The 18,273-nt window shown below is 71.8% G+C and carries 19 protein-coding genes; 12 read left to right on the forward strand and 7 right to left on the reverse strand.

Going from position 1 to position 18,273, the window contains the following annotated elements:
- Positions 1-67 precede the first annotated feature (67 nt).
- Positions 68-697 carry a TetR/AcrR family transcriptional regulator gene (locus tag HQQ79_RS04390; RefSeq protein WP_173032624.1) on the reverse strand — a complete coding sequence of 210 codons (630 nt, stop codon included), beginning with the start codon at positions 695-697 and terminating at the stop codon, positions 68-70.
- Between the two features lie 80 nt (positions 698-777).
- Between HQQ79_RS04390 and HQQ79_RS04395 the strand changes: the two genes are divergently transcribed.
- From HQQ79_RS04395 to HQQ79_RS04420, 6 genes are all read left to right on the forward strand, one after another.
- Positions 778-1,506, forward strand: coding sequence for an ABC transporter ATP-binding protein (locus HQQ79_RS04395; RefSeq protein WP_051597014.1), 729 nt, complete (start codon positions 778-780; stop codon positions 1,504-1,506).
- Positions 1,503-2,780, forward strand: coding sequence for an ABC transporter permease (locus HQQ79_RS04400; RefSeq protein WP_173032626.1), 1,278 nt, complete (start codon positions 1,503-1,505; stop codon positions 2,778-2,780). Before HQQ79_RS04395 ends, HQQ79_RS04400 begins: the two co-directional genes overlap by 4 nt.
- Positions 2,781-2,807: 27 nt before the next feature.
- Complete coding sequence (locus HQQ79_RS04405) at positions 2,808-3,335, forward strand: GNAT family N-acetyltransferase (protein ID WP_071245631.1); 528 nt, start codon at positions 2,808-2,810, stop codon at positions 3,333-3,335.
- A 230-nt stretch (positions 3,336-3,565) separates the two neighbouring features.
- A complete protein-coding gene (locus HQQ79_RS04410; protein ID WP_027466829.1) occupies positions 3,566-4,234 on the forward strand; it encodes a hypothetical protein in 669 nt (222 codons plus the stop codon).
- A 39-nt stretch (positions 4,235-4,273) separates the two neighbouring features.
- Positions 4,274-5,719, forward strand: a complete 1,446-nt coding sequence (locus tag HQQ79_RS04415) for an NAD(P)/FAD-dependent oxidoreductase (RefSeq protein WP_173032628.1) — start codon at positions 4,274-4,276, stop codon at positions 5,717-5,719.
- 4 nt (positions 5,720-5,723) lie between these two features.
- Positions 5,724-6,167, forward strand: coding sequence for an SRPBCC family protein (locus HQQ79_RS04420; protein WP_173032629.1), 444 nt, complete (start codon positions 5,724-5,726; stop codon positions 6,165-6,167).
- Between the two features lie 75 nt (positions 6,168-6,242).
- On the opposite strand, the gene HQQ79_RS04425 is transcribed toward HQQ79_RS04420, so the two are convergent.
- Positions 6,243-7,061: a shikimate 5-dehydrogenase gene (locus HQQ79_RS04425; RefSeq protein WP_173032637.1), complete on the reverse strand. Its 819-nt coding sequence runs from the start codon at positions 7,059-7,061 to the stop codon at positions 6,243-6,245.
- 95 nt (positions 7,062-7,156) lie between these two features.
- On the opposite strand from HQQ79_RS04425, the gene HQQ79_RS04430 reads away from it, so the two are divergent.
- The 3 genes from HQQ79_RS04430 to HQQ79_RS04440 all read left to right on the forward strand — a co-directional run bounded on the left by HQQ79_RS04430 (position 7,157) and on the right by HQQ79_RS04440 (position 9,831).
- Positions 7,157-8,083: an NADP-dependent oxidoreductase gene (locus tag HQQ79_RS04430; RefSeq protein WP_254066063.1), complete on the forward strand. Its 927-nt coding sequence runs from the start codon at positions 7,157-7,159 to the stop codon at positions 8,081-8,083.
- A 90-nt stretch (positions 8,084-8,173) separates the two neighbouring features.
- Complete coding sequence (locus HQQ79_RS04435; protein WP_027466823.1) at positions 8,174-8,368, forward strand: PspC domain-containing protein; 195 nt, start codon at positions 8,174-8,176, stop codon at positions 8,366-8,368.
- Positions 8,369-8,424: 56 nt separating this feature from the next.
- Entirely contained in the window at positions 8,425-9,831 is a 1,407-nt protein-coding gene (locus HQQ79_RS04440; RefSeq protein ID WP_173032639.1) for an L-serine ammonia-lyase, read from the forward strand.
- A gap of 15 nt (positions 9,832-9,846) precedes the next feature.
- Here HQQ79_RS04440 and HQQ79_RS04445 read toward each other — a convergent pair whose 3' ends face one another.
- The 5 genes from HQQ79_RS04445 to HQQ79_RS04465 are packed head-to-tail and all read right to left on the reverse strand — an operon-like array spanning position 9,847 to position 14,633.
- Positions 9,847-10,683 (reverse strand): class II fructose-bisphosphate aldolase, encoded by an 837-nt coding sequence (locus HQQ79_RS04445; protein ID WP_173032641.1) that lies wholly within the window; start codon positions 10,681-10,683, stop codon positions 9,847-9,849.
- A complete protein-coding gene (locus HQQ79_RS04450) occupies positions 10,680-11,732 on the reverse strand; it encodes a 1-phosphofructokinase family hexose kinase (protein WP_173032643.1) in 1,053 nt (350 codons plus the stop codon). The genes HQQ79_RS04445 and HQQ79_RS04450 overlap by 4 nt, the downstream gene beginning before the upstream one ends.
- The gene (gene nagA / locus HQQ79_RS04455; RefSeq protein WP_173032645.1) at positions 11,729-12,847 is read right to left on the reverse strand and encodes an N-acetylglucosamine-6-phosphate deacetylase; all 1,119 of its coding nucleotides are present in this window, start codon (positions 12,845-12,847) and stop codon (positions 11,729-11,731) included. The genes HQQ79_RS04450 and nagA overlap by 4 nt, the downstream gene beginning before the upstream one ends.
- The gene (locus HQQ79_RS04460) at positions 12,844-13,755 is read right to left on the reverse strand and encodes an ROK family protein (RefSeq protein ID WP_173032647.1); all 912 of its coding nucleotides are present in this window, start codon (positions 13,753-13,755) and stop codon (positions 12,844-12,846) included. Before HQQ79_RS04460 ends, nagA begins: the two co-directional genes overlap by 4 nt.
- A complete protein-coding gene (locus tag HQQ79_RS04465) occupies positions 13,755-14,633 on the reverse strand; it encodes an SIS domain-containing protein (protein WP_071245609.1) in 879 nt (292 codons plus the stop codon). The genes HQQ79_RS04460 and HQQ79_RS04465 overlap by 1 nt, the downstream gene beginning before the upstream one ends.
- A gap of 133 nt (positions 14,634-14,766) precedes the next feature.
- On the opposite strand from HQQ79_RS04465, the gene HQQ79_RS04470 reads away from it, so the two are divergent.
- The 3 genes from HQQ79_RS04470 (at position 14,767) to HQQ79_RS04480 (ending at position 18,272) form a co-directional block, all read left to right on the forward strand.
- Positions 14,767-15,555, forward strand: a complete 789-nt coding sequence (locus tag HQQ79_RS04470) for a DeoR/GlpR family DNA-binding transcription regulator (RefSeq protein ID WP_027466817.1) — start codon at positions 14,767-14,769, stop codon at positions 15,553-15,555.
- Between the two features lie 147 nt (positions 15,556-15,702).
- Positions 15,703-16,923, forward strand: a complete 1,221-nt coding sequence (locus HQQ79_RS04475; RefSeq protein WP_173032649.1) for a Gfo/Idh/MocA family protein — start codon at positions 15,703-15,705, stop codon at positions 16,921-16,923.
- A 23-nt stretch (positions 16,924-16,946) separates the two neighbouring features.
- Positions 16,947-18,272: a sugar ABC transporter substrate-binding protein gene (locus tag HQQ79_RS04480; protein ID WP_173032651.1), complete on the forward strand. Its 1,326-nt coding sequence runs from the start codon at positions 16,947-16,949 to the stop codon at positions 18,270-18,272.
- Position 18,273 lies beyond the last annotated feature (1 nt).

Consider the following 18,273-nt stretch of genomic DNA (forward strand, 5'->3'; position numbering starts at 1 on the left):
CGCCCCGCTGGCGCGGTGCGCCGGTACCGGCTGGTGGGGCCCCCTCCCGTCCGTTCGTGGTCGCGTCTCAGGCCGCGGCGATGCGCGCAGCCGTGTCGCGGATCGACGCGACCACCGCCGCCCGCACCTGCTCCGGGTCGGAACCCTCGTGCCGAGCGGCACTGCGGAGGCCCGTCATGCACATGCCGAGGAGCATCTCGGCCGCCTGCGGGGTGGCGGCCTCCGGGCCCCAGGCCGGGTCGCGTTCGAGGATCGTGCGCACGGCGCCGGTCATCGCCTCGGCAACGGTGGTCATCCGCGCGACCTGCCGACGCATCAGCTGCGGGAACCGCACGATCACGGCCTTGCGCTCGAGCCGCTCGTGCTCTTCGCCGAACGACGACCCGAACACCAGGAACGCCAGGTCCACGACGGCCTGCGCCGCCGGCTCCCCCGCGACGGCCGCCAGGTGCGCCTCGAGGGTGGCGGGCTCGAGGTCGAGCTCGGTGTGCCCGAGGACCGCGTCCTCCTTGCTCTCGAAGTAGTTGAAGAACGTCCGCGGGGAGACGTCGGCCCGCGCGGCGATCTGCTCGATCGTGGTGCCGTCGACGCCCTGCTCGAGGGCCAGGGACCGAGCCGCCTCGGCGATGCGGTTGCGGGTCTCGATGCGCTTGCGGTCACGGAGACCGAGTTCTGACGGCGTCGCGGAGTCGGGCATGGCCCGACTGTAACCGGAACGTCACATGATCTACAGCAAACGCAAACTTGCAGTCGTGCACCGGACACTACGGTGAACTCATGACCACTCCCGTGCTCGAGGCCCGTGACCTCGCCAGGACCTACGGCCGCGGCGCGACGCGGTTCGACGCGCTCAAGGGGGTGTCGCTGGCGGTGCACCAGGGCGAGAGCCTGGCGATCGTCGGCAAGTCCGGCTCCGGCAAGTCGACGCTGATGCACCTGCTCGCACTGCTCGACAAGCCGTCGGCCGGACAGGTGCTGCTCGACGGCACCGACGCGGCGACGCTCGGTGCGCGGCAGGTCAACCGAACCCGGAACAGCACCTTCGGGTTCGTGTTCCAGCAGTTCTTCCTCACGCCGAAGACCTCGGTGCTCGACAACGTCGTGCTCCCGCTCAAGATCGCCGGTGTCTCCGGAGCCGAGCGGAAGCGCCGGGGCATGGCGGCGCTCGATGCGCTCGGGCTGGCCGACAAGGCGAAGAACGACGCCAACGACCTGTCCGGCGGCCAGAAGCAACGCGTGGTCATCGCCCGGGCGCTGGTCGGCGAGCCGAGCGTGATCTTCGCCGACGAGCCGACCGGCAACCTCGACACGAACACCGGACAGGTGGTCGAGGACATGCTGTTCGGGCTGCAGCGCGAGCGGGGGATCACGCTCGTCGTGGTCACGCACGACGAAGAGCTCGCCGCGCGCTGCGACCGCAGCGTGAACGTCCGCGACGGCCTGATCGTCGGCGGACCCGACGACGTGGTCGACGCGTCTGCCACGCACGGAAGGCACTCCGCATGAACTTCCTCGACCTCCTGCGCACCGCGGTCTCGAACACCTTCCGCTCGAAGCTGCGCACGACCCTGACCGTCATCGCGATCTTCATCGGCGCCTTCACGATCACCCTCACGTCGGCGATCGGCACGGGCGTCAGCAACTACATCGACAGCCAGGTCTCCTCGATCGGCGACACCGGTTCGCTGACCATCACGAAGGCGGTCGACAGCACCTCGACCGACAGCGGCCCGGCGAAGTACGACCCGGACGAGTCCGGCCAGAGCGTCGACCGTGGCCCGGCGTCGTTCTCGTACCTGTCGCAGTCCGACGTCGACGCGATCAAGAAGACGGACGGCATCAAGAGCCTCCGCCCCGCGGTCGCCCTCGCACCGAAGTACGCCGAGTACGGGGACAAGGGCAAGTACGTCGTGTCGCTCACGGCCAACGCCGGCGAGCTCGACGCCGACCTGGCGAGCGGCAAGCAGCTCGACGACGAGACCGACGCCAACCAGGTGATGCTGCCGACGGACTACCTGAAGAACATGGGCCTCGGCAGCGCGTCGGCCGCCATCGGCAAGGAGCTCACGTTCGCCGTCGACGACTACCAGGGCAAGGCGCACACGCTCACCGCCACCGTCGTCGGGGTGCAGAACGAGTCGCTGTTCGGCAGCGGTGCGGGGGCGAACGCCGCGTTGACCGACGCCATGCAGGCCGCGCAGGAGATCGGCAAGCCCGACTCGATCGCGACGTCCTACGCCAGCGCCACCGCGACGCTCGACGCCGACGCCTCCGTCACCACGGTCAAGAAGTCCCTGGCCGACGACGGGTTCCTCGGTCAGACCATCCAGGACCAGCTCGGCCAGTTCCAGACCGTGATCAGCGGCATCGTCGGGGTCCTGAACGCCTTCGCCGTGATCGCGCTCGTCGCCGCCGGGTTCGGCATCATCAACACCCTGCTCATGAGCGTGCAGGAGCGCACCCGCGAGATCGGCCTGATGAAGGCGATGGGCATGGGTGGCGGCAAGGTCTACACGCTGTTCTCGCTCGAGGCGGTGTTCATCGGGTTCCTCGGCAGTGCCATCGGCGCCGGGGTCGCGATCCTGCTCGGCACCGGGATCTCGAACGTCCTGGCCGGCACGCTCCTCAAGGACCTGCCGGGGCTGCAGATCATGCAGTTCGCGCCGGGCTCCGTCGCCACGATCATCCTCGTCGTGATGTTCATCGCGTTCCTGGCGGGCACCCTGCCGGCACGACGAGCGGCACGGCAGAACCCGATCGAGGCGCTCCGGTACGAGTGACAGGCAGGGGTGCCTAGTGTCTGGACGGTGACGACGTTCGGACGCGACCTCGGTGACGGCTACACGCTGACGCTGCGCGACCTGACGACGGTCGACCCGGTGCTCGCACTCGTGCACGCCAACACCGATCGTCTGCGGGCCGCCGAGCCCTGGGCCTGGGACCCCCAGACCCGCGAGGCCATCGCCCTGCACACCGAGCGGCTGCTCGGTCAGTTCGCGATGGACCGCGCGCTGCCCTGCGTCATCCGGGCGGACGACCGCATCGTCGGGGTTGCCTCGCTGACGTTCGATCCGTACCTGGGCCAGGCATCGCTCGGCTACTGGGTGGACGCCGGACAGGAGGGCCGTGGTGTCGTCCGGCGGGCCGCCACCGTGCTGATCGGGGTCGCCCGGGCGCGCGGGTCCGCACGGATGGAGATCCGGACGGCGGTCGACAACGCGCGGAGCCGGGGGCTCGCCGAGCGGCTCGGCTTCGCGCACGAGGGCACCCTGCGCGGCGCGCTGCCCCTCGGGCCCGAGCGTGTCGACGTCGCGGTGTACGGCCTGCTGCTCTGACGCCCGTCGCCGTCGTGCAGGCCGCCGGCCGCGGCCGACGGCCGCTGGCCGCTGGCCGCTGGCCGCTGGCCGCGCTCCCGGTGTGCCGCAGCGCCGCACAACCAAAGCCCATCCGAACCGCGCCGACGGCCGGTTCGACGGCACTTCGGTTGTGCGCGGCGCGTCGGCACCGGGTGCCCGCGCGACAGTCGTGCAGACCGACCGACACCGGTCGCCGGTATCGTCGGAGCATGGCCTTGTTCGGACGACGCAACCCCGACGTGCGCGATCGACCCATCAGCCAGGTCGAACTGAAGCGGGCGGTCGACGAGGGCTTCCTCATCGCGAAGGCCGCCGTCACCATCGCGGTGGCCAACCGCATCATCACGAACGCCCTGCGTGACCAGGGGTACTTCGACCACGCGCTCATCGCCGAGGCCACGCGCGAGGAACTCCACCGCATGGCCGAGGAACAGCGGGGCGACGCCGCACGCATGCGGGAGATCCGCTCCACCTCGAGCAAGCAGAAGGGCCGTTCCCGCCACCAGCACGACTACCGGCGGGGCGACGACCTGAAGCTCCGGATGCGCGAGGCCACGTACGAGCAGCTCGCCACCATGCTCGACAAGCGGCGCGACGACCAGCACTTCGTCGACGGCATCGTGCTCGCCGCGCGGGCCCGCGCCTGGGACGACATCGGCACCACGGTCGTCGGACGCCTCGGTTGGGCGCAGCGCCCGGCGGACGACTACGAGATCGGCCGCGACGACCGGCTGCAGCAGATGCTCGACGAGGACTTCGCCGAGTTGCTCGCCGAGCACCCCGTCGGATCGACCCCGGTCGACGCCGACGAGCCCGACGACGCCGACGGTGACCAGGACGAGTCGGACCCGGCGGATCCCGACACCTCGCGCACCTGACCGACACCACACGCAGTCACGAGTCCCTAGGCTCGGTGCATGGTTGATGCGGTGGTCGTCGGAGCGGGACCGAACGGGCTCGCGGCAGCGGTGACGCTCGCACGCGCCGGACTGTCGGTCGAGGTCGTCGAACGGAACGACACGATCGGCGGCGGCGCCCGCACGGCCGAGCTCACCCTGCCCGGCTTCCTGCACGACGTCTGCTCCGCCGTGCACCCGATGGCCCTGCAGTCCGAGTTCTTCCGGCTCTTCCGGATGGAAGAGCGCATCGAACTCCGCCTGCCCGAGGTGCAGTACGGCCACCCGCTCGACGGCGGCCGCGCCGGCATCGCCTACCAGGACCTCGACCGCACCGCCGCCGAGCTCGGGGTCGACGGTCCGGCCTTCAAGCAGCTGATGGCCCCGCTGGCGGAGAACGCCGACCAGGTCGCCGACTTCGCGACCGACGCGCTGCTGCACGTGCCGCGGCACCCCCTGACCGTTCTGCGCTTCGGCCTGCGGGCGCTCGAGCAGGGCACCGCCGCGTGGAACCTGCGCTTCCGCGGTGAGACCGCCCCGGCGATGGTGTCCGGCGTCGCCGCGCACTCGATCCAGCACCTGCCGTCCCTGTCCACCGCGGCGGCGGCACTGTCGCTCGGCTCGTACGCGCACGCCCGCGGTTGGCCGGTGCCGATCGGCGGCAGCCAGGCGATCGTCGACGCGCTCGCCGCCGACCTCGTCGCGCACGGCGGCCGCATCGTCACCGGGCAGGAGGTCCGGTCGCTCGGTGACCTCACCCCGGCGAAGGCGGTGCTGTTCGACACGAGCGTGCCGGGCATGCTCCGGATCGCGGGCAAGCAGATCCCGACCCCGAAGCGCGGTGCGCTGCGTCGCTTCCGGTTCGGCAACGCGGCGGCGAAGGTCGACTTCGCGCTGTCCGACCCGGTGCCGTGGACCAACGAGCCGCTGCGGAAGGCCGGGACCGTCCACATCGGCGGGACCCGCCAGGAGATCGCGGCGGCGGAACGTGCGGTGGCGCACGGGCAGCACGCCGAGCGCCCGTACGTGCTCGGGGCGGAGCCGACCGTGGTGGACCCGACCCGGGCACCGGCGGGCAAGCACGTCTTCTGGGCCTACGCGCACGTCCCCGCGGGGTCGGACGTCGACCCGACCGAGGCCGTCACCCGCCAGATCGAGCGGTTCGCGCCGGGGTTCCGCGACACGATCCTGTCGTCGAGCTCCCGCACCGCCGTGCAGATGGGCGAGTACAACCCGAACTACGTTGGTGGCGACATCGCCGCCGGTGCCGCGAGCTTCTGGCAGCTCGTCAAGCGCCCCGTCCTGTCCAGCGACCCGTGGCGGATGGGCGGCGGCATGTACCTGTGCTCCGAGTCCTCCGCGCCCGGCCCCGGCGTGCACGGGATGGCCGGGTGGCACGCGGCGAAGAGCGCACTCCGGCACACCTTCGGCCTGCCGGAGGACGTCGACCTCACCCCGGAAGGCTGATCACATGGCGAAGAACGTCCGCATCCTGCACTGCCGTCCCGAAGCCGTCTTCGACGTGCTCGGCGACGGGTGGCTCTACACGACCTGGGTGGTCGGGGCCTCGCGCATGCGCCAGGAGGAGTCCGGCTGGCCGCAGGTCGGTACCCACCTGCACCACTCGTTCGGCGCGTGGCCGATCGTCATCAACGACGTCACGACGTCGCTGGTGTGGGAGCCGCCGCACCGCATGGTCATCCAGCCGAAGGGCTGGCCCATCGGCGAGGCCCGCGTCGAGCTGACGGTCGAACCGCACCGGCACGGCAGCAAGGTCACGATCACCGAGAACGCGGTGGCCGGGCCGGGTTCGTACGTGCCCGACTTCCTCATGCAGCCGCTCATCTGGATCCGCAACCGCGAGACGCTCCGCCGCCTCGAGTGGGTGGCCGTCGGGCGCGCGGCCAACGCCTGAGACGTCCCACGAGACGGACGGGAGGCCCGTGGCGGTGCCGCCACTGGCCTCCCGTCCGCCCTGTGGGTGCGTCGACTACTCGGCGCGCGAGAACTCGCTGGCGCGCGCCACCTGGTCGTCGGTCAGGGCGACGCCCGTGTACCGCTCGAACTGAAGGGCTGCCTGCAGGGCGATGACCTCGGCGCCGGTGATGACGTGCTTGCCGGCGTCGCGGCCCGCCCGCACGAGCGGGGTCTCCGACGGGAACGCGACCACGTCGAAGACGGTGTGCGCCGCCTCGATCCGTTCCGGCGCGAAGGCGAGTGCGTCCTGCTGGTCGCCGCGCATGCCGAGCGGGGTGACGTTGACGACCAGGTCGGTCTCCCCCGCCTCGTGCTCGTCGGCCACCCAGTCGTAGCCGTACTGCGATGCGAGGGCCGGGCCGGTCTGCTCGTTGCGGGCGACGACCGTCAACCGGTCGAAGCCGGCACCGCGGAACGCCGCCGTGACGGCCTTGGCCATGCCGCCCGAGCCGCGGAGCAGCACGCGCGAAGCCGGGTCGACCTCGTGGGACCCGAGCAGGGCGGCGATCGCCTCGTAGTCGGTGTTCGACGCGGTGAGCACGCCGTCGTCGTTCACGACCGTGTTGACCGACTGGATCGCGGCGGCGGAGTCCTCGATGTGGTCGACCAGCGGGATGATCGCCTCCTTGAAGGGCATCGACACGGAGCAACCGCGGATCCCGAGCGCACGGATGCCGGCGACGGCACCGGGCAGGTCGGTCGTGGTGAACGCCTTGTACAGGAAGTTGAGGCCGAGCTCGTCGTACAGGAAGTTGTGGAACCGGGTGCCGATGTTGCTCGGTCGCGCGGCCAGCGACATGCAGACCTGCATGTCCTTGTTCAGGATGGGCATGCCCCCAGTCTCGCACCCTCCCCCTTTCGCGTCCTCGCAGGGATGGAGCGGTCCACACAGACCGGGTGCCGCGCGCCGGGGTAGCGTCGGTGACGATGACTGAGATCCCGGAGACCATGCGCGCTGTCCGCTTCGACGAGTGGGGTGACCGATCGGTCCTGCACGTCGCCGAGGTGCCCGTTCCCGAGGTGACGCCCGGGCGGGTGCTCGTCCGCGTCCGCGCCGCGGGCATCAACCCCGGTGAGTCCGCCATCCGCCAGGGTGCGTTCGGCGGCGACCTGCCGTCCGGGCAGGGCACCGACTTCGCCGGCATCGTGGTGGCCGTCGGGGCCGAGGTCGACGGCGTCGACGAGGGCGAGGAGGTCATCGGCTGGTCGTGGGACCGCGCGAGCCAGGCCGAGTACGTCTCCGTGCCGGCCGTCCAGGTCGTCCAGAAGCCACGCCTGCTCGACTGGACCGTGGCGGGTGGCCTCGACGTCATCGCGACCACCGCGGCCGCGGCCGTCCGTGCGGTCGATCCGCGTCCGGGCGAGACCGTCGTGGTGTCCGGCGCCGCGGGCGGGGTCGGCGGCTTCGTCACCCAGCTGCTCGCGAACGAGGGCATCGACGTCATCGCCGTCGCGTCCGAGGCGAACCACGAGTGGCTCCGTTCCAAGCGTGCACGGCCGGTCGCGTACGGCGACGGGTTGCAGGAGCGCATCACCGAACTCGCGACGAACGGCGTCGACGCCGTGATCGACACCCACGGTGCCGAGTACGTCCGGCTCGGCATCGCCCTCGGGGTGCCGGTCGACCGGATCGAGACGATCATCGCGTTCGACGCGGCCGCCGAGGTCGGGGCGAAGGCCTCGGGCAGCGCGGACACCGCCGACCCGGAGATCCTCGGGGCGCTCGCCCTCGAGGTCGCGAACGGCGCGATCGAGGTGCCCGTCGCCGCGACCTACCCGCTCGACCGCGTGCAGGACGCCTTCGAGGAGCTCGAGCAGGGCCACACCCGCGGCAAGATCGTCCTCATCCCCTGACCGCTCAGGGCCGGCCCGGGGGTTTCCCCCACCACGCTCGGGGTGCGTCCCGGATGCGCTCGACCGGCGGCGTTGCGTAGCGTCGTCGGTATGAGCACACTCTCCCGTCCCCGCAACGGTCGTCTCCTGGCCGGCGTCTGCGCCGGTCTCGCCGACCGCTTCAACCTGTCCCGCACCCTGGTCCGGGTGGTCTGGGTCATCCTGAGCTTCTTCCCCGGGCCGCTGTGGATCGCGTACGTCGTGCTGTGGTTCGTGATGCCACCCGAGGGTGGTCGGCGGCGCTGAGCGGTCGGGGTCGCGGCGCTGAGCACCGGTCCGTCCGGACGGGTTAGTGTGGCGGCGTGCCGGTCTCCGTCTTCGATCTGTTCAGCGTCGGTGTCGGCCCCTCGAGCTCGCACACCGTCGGCCCGATGCGGGCCGGTGCCGAGTTCGCCACCCTCGTCCGTGGTCTGCCCGTCACGTCCGTGGTGGTCGACCTGTACGGGTCCCTCGCGTCGACCGGGCAGGGTCACGGCACCCTCGGTGCCGTCGTCGCCGGGCTCATGGGGTTACACCCGGAGACCGTCGACCCCGATGCCATGGTCCTCGCGCTCGAGGCCCTGGAACGCGACGGTGTCCTGCGGCTCGACGGCGGTGCGAGCGTGCCGTTCCGCCTCGCCGACATCGTCCTGCACCCCCTGACGATGCTGCCCCGGCACCCGAACGCCATGCGGCTGCGTGCCCGTGACGCCGACGGGACCGACCTGGCCGACGAGACCTACTACTCGATCGGTGGCGGGTTCATCGCGCGGGACGAGGCAGCCGAGCCCGCGGCGGACGCCTCGGCTGCCGTCGCCGGTGCCGCGATCCCGGTCGACGACGCCGTGCCCCACCCGTTCTCGAGCGGCGCCGAGCTGCTCGCCGCGTGTGCCGGTTCAGGCCTGCCGATCAGCGGCGTCGCCCTGGCGAACGAGGCCGTCACCCGGACCGACGCCGAGATCCGCTCGGGGTTGCTCGGGATCCACGGCGTGATGGAGTCGTGCGTCGACCGTTCCGTCCGTAGGGGCGGGTGCCTGCCCGGCGGGCTCGACGTCCGCCGTCGCGCGGCCACCTGGCACGAGCAGCTCACCCGCGAGGACCCCGACCACGACCCGCTCTTCGCGATGGAGTGGGTGAACCTCGTCGCCATGGCGGTCAACGAGGAGAACGCCACCGGAGGCCGCGTCGTCACCGCCCCGACGAACGGCGCAGCCGGCATCATCCCCGCGGTCCTGTACTACGCGCTCACCTACGTGCCCACGGTCGCCGACGCCCCCGCCGCCGAACGGGACGACGCCGTCGTGCGGTTCCTGCTCACCGCCGGGGCGATCGGGTCGATCTACAAGGAACGGGCGTCGATCTCGGGCGCCGAGGTCGGCTGCCAGGGCGAGGTCGGATCCGCGGCGTCGATGGCGGCTGCGGGGCTCGCCGAGGTCCTCGGGGGCACGCCGGAGCAGGTCGAGAACGCCGCCGAGATCGCGATGGAGCACAACCTCGGGCTGACCTGCGACCCGATCGGCGGTCTGGTGCAGATCCCGTGCATCGAGCGGAACGCGATCGCGGCGAACAAGGCGATCAACGCCGCCCGGATGGCCCTGCGCGGCGACGGGGTGCACCACGTGTCGCTCGACCAGGTCGTCGAGACGATGCGGCAGACCGGGGCGGACATGTCGTCGAAGTACAAGGAGACCGCGATGGGCGGGCTGGCGGTGAACGTCCCGCTCTGCTGAGCGTCCGCTCGCGCGTCAGGCGTGCAGGAGCGTCAGCAGTCGCGCCGTCTCGGTGGCGATGGCGTCCCGGCCCGCTGACACGTACTTGCGCGGGTCGACGACGTCCGGCCGCTCGTCGAGCACGGTGCGGAGCGCACGGGTGAAGAGGCCGTTCAGGTGCGTCGAGATGTTGATCTTCGTCATCCCCGCGTGCACGGCGCCGCGGAGTTCGTCGTCGGACAGGCCCGACGACCCGTGCAGCACGAGCGGCACCGGCACCGCGGTACGGAGGCGCTCGACCAGGTCGCGGTCCACCGAAGCCTCGCGGGTCTGCATCGCGTGCGAGGTCCCCACCGCGACCGCCAGCGCATCGACCCCGGTGTCGGCCACGAACGCGGCGGCGTCGGTCGGATCGGTGCGGACGCCGGGCGCGTGCACGCCGTCCTTACCGCCGACCTCGCCGAGCTCGGCCTCGATCGCGACACCCGCGGCGTGACACCGCACGGCGAGCTCGCGGGTCGCTGCCACGTTGGCGGCGAAGTCCAGGTGTGAACCGTCGTACATGACCGAGTCGACGCCCAGGTCGACGCCGGCCGCCACCAGCTCGGGGTCCTCGATGTGGTCGAGGTGCACGAGGACCTCGACGTCGGCGGCACGTGCGACCGCCTGGGTCGCGGTCGTGATCGGTGCGAGGCCGCCGTGGTAGCGGACGCAGTTCTCGCTGATCTGCAGGATCACCGGCAGACCGGCCAGCTCGGCGCCGGAGACGATCGCCTCGGCGTGCTCGAGCAGCACCACGTTGAACGCACCGACCCCGCGGTGTGCCGTGCGGGCGGTGTCGAGCAGGCCGGTGAGGGCGAGGTCGGTGATCATGCGGGGGTCCTCGTTCGGTCGTGGGCGGGAGCGGGCGGGGTGGACAGGAAGCGGTGGACGTCTGCCGGGTCGACCGCGCCGGCGACCGGCTGGAGGACGGCGGCGGCCCCGTGCGCGGCGGCGGACCGGAGGGCTCGGAGCAGGGTGGCGTCGTCGGGGGCCGGGACGCTGCCGTCGGGCGCGGGGAGACCGGCACCGACGAGCACCTCGACGAGGACACCGACGAGCCCGGCGGTGGCTGCGTCACCGGCACCGGTCGGGTTGCCCGAGACCCCGGGGACAGCCGGCACCTCGAGCACGTGCTCGGCGGTGTGGGCGGCGATGCCGTCGGATCCGCGAGAGACCACGACGACCGTCGCGCCGAGTTCGAGGAGCCGGAGCGCCCCAGAGCGCTCGTCTTCGGTGCCCGTGGCCTCGAGCAGTTCCTCGCGGTTGGGCTTGCAGACCGTCGCCCCGGCCGAGGCGGCCGCCAGCAGCGCGGTGCCCGAGCAGTCGACCACCGAGAGCACACCGCGGCGGCGAGCGGCGGTGACCCAGCGGGCGACGACCGCGGGATCGGAGTCGCGGGGCAGCGAGCCCGACACGACCAGGGCGGCTGCGAGCGGGGCATCGGCGGTACCGGCGGTACCGGCGCCACCGACGGCGCCGCCAGTACGGCCGACATCGCCGTCGAGCAGTGTCTCGACCGCGGCGGTGACCGTGTCCCACTCGTCGGGGCTGAGCACGGGTCCGGGCTCGCCGAACATCGTCGGGTGGGCGAGGTCGTCCACCACCGTCACGGTCGTGCGGGTCTCGCCACGGACGGCGACGTCGGTGTGGACGAGCCCGAGGTCGTCGAGGGCGTGGGCGATCCAGCGTCCGCCGTCGCCGCCGAGGGGCAGCACGGCGTGGGTCGGCATGCCGGTGGCGGCGAGGACCCGCCCGACGTTCAGCCCCTTGCCGCCGGGGCGCCGCTGGACCTCGAGCACGCGCTGGGTCTCGCCGATGCGCTGTTCGGCGACCCGGTAGGTCACGTCGACGGCCGGGTTCGGGGTGACGACGAGGATCATGCGACCACCGCCGTCGGCAGGGCTCGGACGCTGCCGCGCTCCGCGTCGAGCACGACCAGGTCGGCGGGGGCGCCCACGCTGAGCGGTGCCGGAGCCCCGAGCAGGCGTGCCGCACGCCCCGCGGACGCCGCGACGACCTCGGGCAGGGCGGTCCCGGCGTCGAGCAGGCGGCGGACGGCGTCGGCGACCGTGATCGTGCTGCCCGCCAGCGACGAACCGTCGGCGAGCACGGCGAGCCCGTCGCGGACGGTCACCGCCGATCCGGCCACCGTGTACGTGCCGTCGGGGCAGCCGGTCGCAGCCATGGCGTCGGAGACCAGGACCATCCGGCCCGGAGCACTGCGCTGCACGAGGGTGACCGTCACGGGATCGAGGTGGTGGCCGTCGACGATGCACTCGAGCAGCACGCGGTCGTCGGAGAGCGCGACCCCGACCGGCCCGGGCGCACGGTGGTGCAGCGGGGGCATCCCGTTGAACAGGTGGGTGACGAGCGAGGCTCCGGCGTCGACCGCGCCGCGGGTCTGCTCGGCGCTGGCGTCGGTGTGGCCGATGGCGACGACGACCCCGGCTTCGACGAAACGGGCGACGGCTTCGAGTGCACCCGGGAGCTCCGGCGCGAGCGTGACGATCCGCAGGGCGCCACCCGCGGCGTCGCAGTAGGCGTCGACCTCGGCGGGGTCCGGGGCGTGCAGCAGGTCCACGCGGTGCGCCCCGCGACGGGCGGGCGCGAGCCACGGCCCCTCCAGGTGCAGCCCGGCGAGCGTGCCGTCCGCGACGAGCGGACGGAGCCGGGTGAGGGCGGCCACGGTGTCCGCGCGCTCGCCCGTGGCGATGGACCCGACCAGGGTGGTCGTGCCCCGTGACCGGTGGTGCCCGGCGGCGACACGGGCGTCCTCGGCGGAGCACCCGGCGAAGTCGTGCCCGAGCGCCCCGTGGGCGTGCAGGTCGACGAACCCGGGCACGACCACACCGTCGACGGTGACGGCGGTGTCCGTGCCCATCGGGGAACCGGTGCCGGTCGCCAGAACGGTGTCGTCGTCACCGATGACGAGCCAGCCGTCGTGCAGGTCTGCCTGGGCCGTGACGATGCGATGGGCCCGGACGAGGGTGGTCACAGCAGGACCCCGGTCTCGGCCTCGAGCAGCGTGCGTGCGAGGAACCCCGCTCCGATGGCGCCGGCTGCGTCACCGTGCCGGGCGGGCACGATGACGGGGACACGGACGCCCTGCAGACGCTCCGAGACGGCGTCGCGCAGCGGGTCGAGCAGCAGCGGGCCCGACTCCGCGAGTCCCCCGCCGACGATGATGGTGTGGACCCCGGCGACCGCGGTGGTCCAGGCGAGTGCGTCGGCCAGGACCGCGACGCAGTCGTCCCAGACCGCACGGGCAGCGGGGTCGCCCTGGCGGACCAGGAGCATGGCGGCGTGAGCGGACGGCACACCGGAACGACGTGCGACTCCCCCGGCGGACGCGATCTCCTCGACGCGGTGGCCCGCGTGCGGGCCGGCCTGGATCCGGACCTGTCCGATCTCCCCCGCCCAGCCACCGCCGGACACGACGGCGCCGTCGACCACCAGGGCGCTCGCGAGCCCGGTGCCGACCGGCACGAACGAGACCGACCCCCGCGAGAGCGCCGGGTCGCCAGCCCGGACCTCGGCCAGGGCGCCGGCGCGGACGTCGTGGCCGAAGGCGATCGGGACGTCGATCCCCTGCCGCAGGAGCTCGGCGCGGACGAGGTCACGCACCGGGACGTCGCGCCACCCGAGGTTGACGGACAGGTCCACGGTGCCGCGGGTCTCGTCGACGACGCCGGGGGTCACCACCCCGATGGCTCCGAGCTGCGCCCGTCGCGTGGCCTGTGCGGCCAGTCCGGCGACGACGGCGGCGAGGCGCTCGGCGCCCGGGTCGTCGCGCGGCGTCGGTACCCGGGTCTCGTCGAGGACGAGTCCGTCGGCGGTCGTCAGCCGGGTCTTGATGCCCGTGCCGCCGACGTCGACCCCGAGCACCGCGCCTGCGCCACCCATCAGGTGAGGATGACCGACCGGGTGAGCGACCGGGGGTTGTCCGGGTCGAGCCCACGTCCCTCGGCCAGGGCGACGGCGAACCGGTGCACGACGACGAGTCCGGCGATCGGGTCGAGGTCGTGGTGGACGAAGCGGGCGCCGGTGGCGGCGACCTCGTCGGCCAGGCCGTCCGGCGCAGTACCGAGCGACCAGACGAGCCGTCCGGGCTGGGCGATCGCGATGGGACCGTGCCGGTAGTCCATCGCCGGGTAGGACTCGGCCCAGAACTGTGCGGCCTCACGCGTCTTGAGCGCGGCTTCGAACGTCAGGCCGACGGCGGACCCACGACCGACGAACGAGACCTGCTCGGCGTCGAGCAGGTCGTCGATGGGCACCGTCAGTGCGGTCTCGGCCTGGGCTGCGAGCGCGTCGACGTCGTCACCGATGGACGCCCGCAGCAGTGCGAGCGTCGTGGTGGCGAAGCGGGTCTGGACGACCGAGCGCTCGTCGGCGAACGGCAGGGCGACCACCTGGTCGGCGACGGCCGCGGCGGGGCTGTCGGCGACGGCCGTGATCAGGACGGTCCGCTGCGACGGCAGGGCCTGCAGCAGGTCGACGATCTCGGTCGTCGTGCCCGAGCGGCTGATCATGAGCACGCGGTCGTACTCGCGGGACGCGGGGTACTCGGACCCGGCGAAGGCATCGGTCACGCCGAGGCCCGCCTGCTCACGGGCGACGGCGTAGCTCATGGCGATGAACCAGCTCGTGCCGCAGCCGATCACGGCCACGCGTTCGCCCGGCTGAGGGAGCGCATCGGCGAAGGTCGGCAGGAGCGCGGCGGCTGCACGCCAGGTCTCCGGCTGCGAGGCCAGTTCAGCGCTCACGAAGGTGTCGGTCATGGGAGCCTTCCGGGTCCGGATCGATCCGGGTGATCGATGATCAGGAAGCGTAGCGAGCGATCGTGCGCAAGGGAAGGGCAAAACGTCATTTCCGATCACCGTGGGACGGTGGCGACGCCGTAGGATGACCGTCATGACCCCCCAACAGCGGCTGAACGCCCTGCTCGAACTGGTGAGTGAACGCGGCAACGTGTCGATCGCCGAGATCGGGGAGCTGCTCGGGATCTCCGCCGCGACGGCTCGCCGTGACCTCGCGACCCTCGCCGACCAGCGGCTCGTCACGCGCACGCACGGGGGAGCGGCAGCACTCGGGGCCGGGTACGAGCTCCCGCTGCAGTACAAGATCGCCCGGCAGGCCGAGGCGAAGACGGCGATCGCCCGCGCGGCCGCCCGGTTGGTGCAGCCGGGGGAGACCGTCGGGCTCAACGGCGGGACGACCACGACCGAGGTCGCGCGTGAACTCGGCAAGAGCGAGCGGTTCATCCGCGCCGACGGCGAGTTCGGCATCACGATCGTGACGAACGCCCTGAACGTCGGGTACGAGCTGTCCGTCCGCGCCAACGTGAAGATCGTGGTCACCGGTGGTGTGGCGCGGCGGCAGTCCTACGAGCTCGTCGGGCCGCTCGTCCGGGACACCCTCGACGAGTTCGCCCTCGACCTCGTGGTGCTCGGTGTCGACGGGCTCACCGGCCAGTACGGCGCGACGACCATGCACGAGGGCGAGGCCGAGGTCAGCCGCCACTTCGCCTCGGTCGGGCGACGGGTCGTCGTGGTCGCCGACTCGACCAAGATCGAGCGGTCGACCTTCGCCCGGATCTGCCCGCTCGACCGCATCGACGTCCTGGTCACCGACCAGCCGGTGCCGGCCTCGTTCGCCGCCGACCTGGCCAGCGCAGGCGTGGAGCTCGTCGTCGCCGACTGAGCGCCCCCTGCGGCCACCCCGGAACGGTCCGGACGTTTCGATCGTGTAAAACCCTCCCCGGCGTGGATGCGTGAGCGATCTGTGAGCGCCTATTGTGCATTCATGATCGATTCGGCATCATGGGCGTCACATTCACGCAAGGGAGCGATGAGCATGGGCGCTGACAACGCAGGATTCCGCGTCGCGGTGATCGGGATGGGCCAGCGGTCCGCCATCGCGCGCCACGTGGCCGAGGCAACGGCCGACGACCCGTCGCTGCAGGCCCGGGTCGTGGCCGTCGCGGACGTCACCGCGGCCGGCCGCGACCGCGGGCACGACGAGTACCCGGACGCCCTGGTGGTGGAACACCACCGTGACCTCACCGGCCACGTCGACGCGGCCATCGTCACCACGCCGGACTGGACCCACGCCGAGATCGCGATCGACCTGCTCCGCGCGGGCATCGCCGTCTACCTCGAGAAGCCGCTGGCCATCACGGTCGAGGACGCCGACGCCGTCCTGAACACCGCGGCGGAGACCGGCACGCCGCTGTACGTCGGGCACAACTTCCGGCACGCCGCCGTGGTCCGCCTGATGCGCGAGATCGTGGCCCGCGGCGAGATCGGCCAGGTCAAGGCCGTCTGGTGCCGGCACTTCGTCGGCAACGGCGGTGACTACTACTTCAAGGACTGGCACGCCGATCGCAGCAAGGTGAACTCCTTGCTGCTGCAGAAGGCGAGCCACGACCTCGACGTCATCCACGCGCTCGGCGGGGGTGACACCGCCCGGGTCGTCGGCATGGGGTCGCTGTCGGTCTACGGCGACGTCACCGACCGGCGCGACCGCAGCGGCGAGCTCATGGGGGACTGGTTCTCCCACGACAACTGGCCGCCGCTCGCCCAGACCGGGCTGAACCCCGTCGTCGACGTCGAGGACGTCTCGATGGTGATGATGACGCTCGACAACGGGGTGCAGGCCAGCTACGAGCAGTGCCACTTCACCCCGGACTACTGGCGGAACTACACGGTGATCGGCACCGAAGGACGCCTCGAGAACATCGGCGACACCGGTGGGGGCGTCGTGAAGGTCTGGACGCACCGCCGGGGTTGGGACACCGCGGGGGACCGCGAGTACCCGATCGACGGCGTCGAGGACGGGCACGCCGATGCCGACCTGCTCACCATGACCGAGTTCCTGCGGTCCGTCGCGTTCGGCGAACCGTCGGAGCTCTCCCCGATCGCGGCCCGTGCCGCGGTCGCCGCCGGCGCGCTGGCCACGCGCTCGCTCCGCAACGGGTCCGTCCCCATCGACGTCCCCCCACTGCCGGCCGACACCATCGCGCACTTCACCCCCTCCACCCCGCATCCCGCCCAGACCGTCGGCTCCTGACGGCCGTGCGAAAGGACACCCCGATGACCGCACACATCCCCACCCGAGGAACCGGCGTGCGCCGCGTCCTCCTCAGCGCCGTCGCCGCCCTCGGCGCGGCCGCACTCCTGGCCGGCTGCTCCTCGTCGTCCGGAGCGTCCGGCTCCGGCGGCGACTACGAAGCCGCGCCGAAGGACACCAAGGCGTCCCTGACCTACGCCGTCTGGGACGAGAACCAGGTCAAGGCCATCAAGGCCAACCTGAAGGGCTTCAACGAGGAGTACCCGGACATCAAGGTGAGCGTCGACGTCACGCCGTTCGCCAACTACTGGACGAAGCTGCAGACCCAGGGCTCGAGCAACACCCTGCCCGACCTGTTCTGGATGAACGGCCCGAACTTCCAGCTGTACGCGGCCAACGGCAAGCTCGCGCCGATCACCGGCGAGGTCGAGTCGGGTGACATCGACGCGTCGAAGTACTCGAGCGCACTCAACGACCTGTACACGTACGACGACACCCAGTACGGCGTACCGAAGGACTTCGACACCATCGGCGTCTGGGTGAACAAGTCGCTGTTCGAGCAGGCCGGCATGGACCTGCCCTCCAAGGACTGGACCTGGGACGACTTCCAGCGGACCGGCGCCGAGCTGTCCGAGAAGCTGCAGGCGAAGGGCGCCTACGGCGCAGCCGGTGGCATGGACGGCCAGACGACGTACTACAACACGATCCTGCAGGCCGGGGGATCGGTCGTGAACGCGGACGGCACCGAGTCCGAGTACGCCACGAAGGCCTCCGAGGACGGCCTGCAGTTCTGGACCGACCTGATCGACTCGGGGGCATCGCCCTCGATCAAGCAGCTCACCGACACCACGGCCGACCAGTGGTTCACCTCGGGCAAGCTCGCGATGTACCAGGGCGGCAGCTGGTTCCGCTCCGCGCTGACCGGCACCGAGCTCGAGAAGGACGTCGTCGCCTACCCGCTGCCCAAGGGCAAGGAGCAGGCGACCGTCATCCACGGGGTCTCGAACGTCGTGTCCGAGGCGAGCAAGGACAAAGCAGCCGCCCAGGCGCTGCAGGTCTACCTCGCGGGCAAGACGGCCCAGCAGCAGCAGGGCGACATGGGCGCGGTCATCCCGGCGTACGAGGGCACGCAGAGCGCCTTCACGAAGACGATGCCCGACGCCGACCTGCAGGTGTTCCTCGACGCGGTGGACTACGCGAAGCCGCTGCCGGTGTCGAAGAACACCGCCGCCTGGAACACCCTCGAGACCACCCTGCTGCCGAGCGCCTTCGACGGGTCGAAGCCCGTCGACCAGGTGGCAGAGGACCTCGCACAGAAGATGGACGCCGCCCTCGCCAAGGAAAAGTAGG

Origin of the sequence: Curtobacterium sp. VKM Ac-2852 (assembly GCF_013205045.1) — a bacterium.
GTDB classification, from domain to species: domain Bacteria; phylum Actinomycetota; class Actinomycetes; order Actinomycetales; family Microbacteriaceae; genus Curtobacterium; species Curtobacterium flaccumfaciens.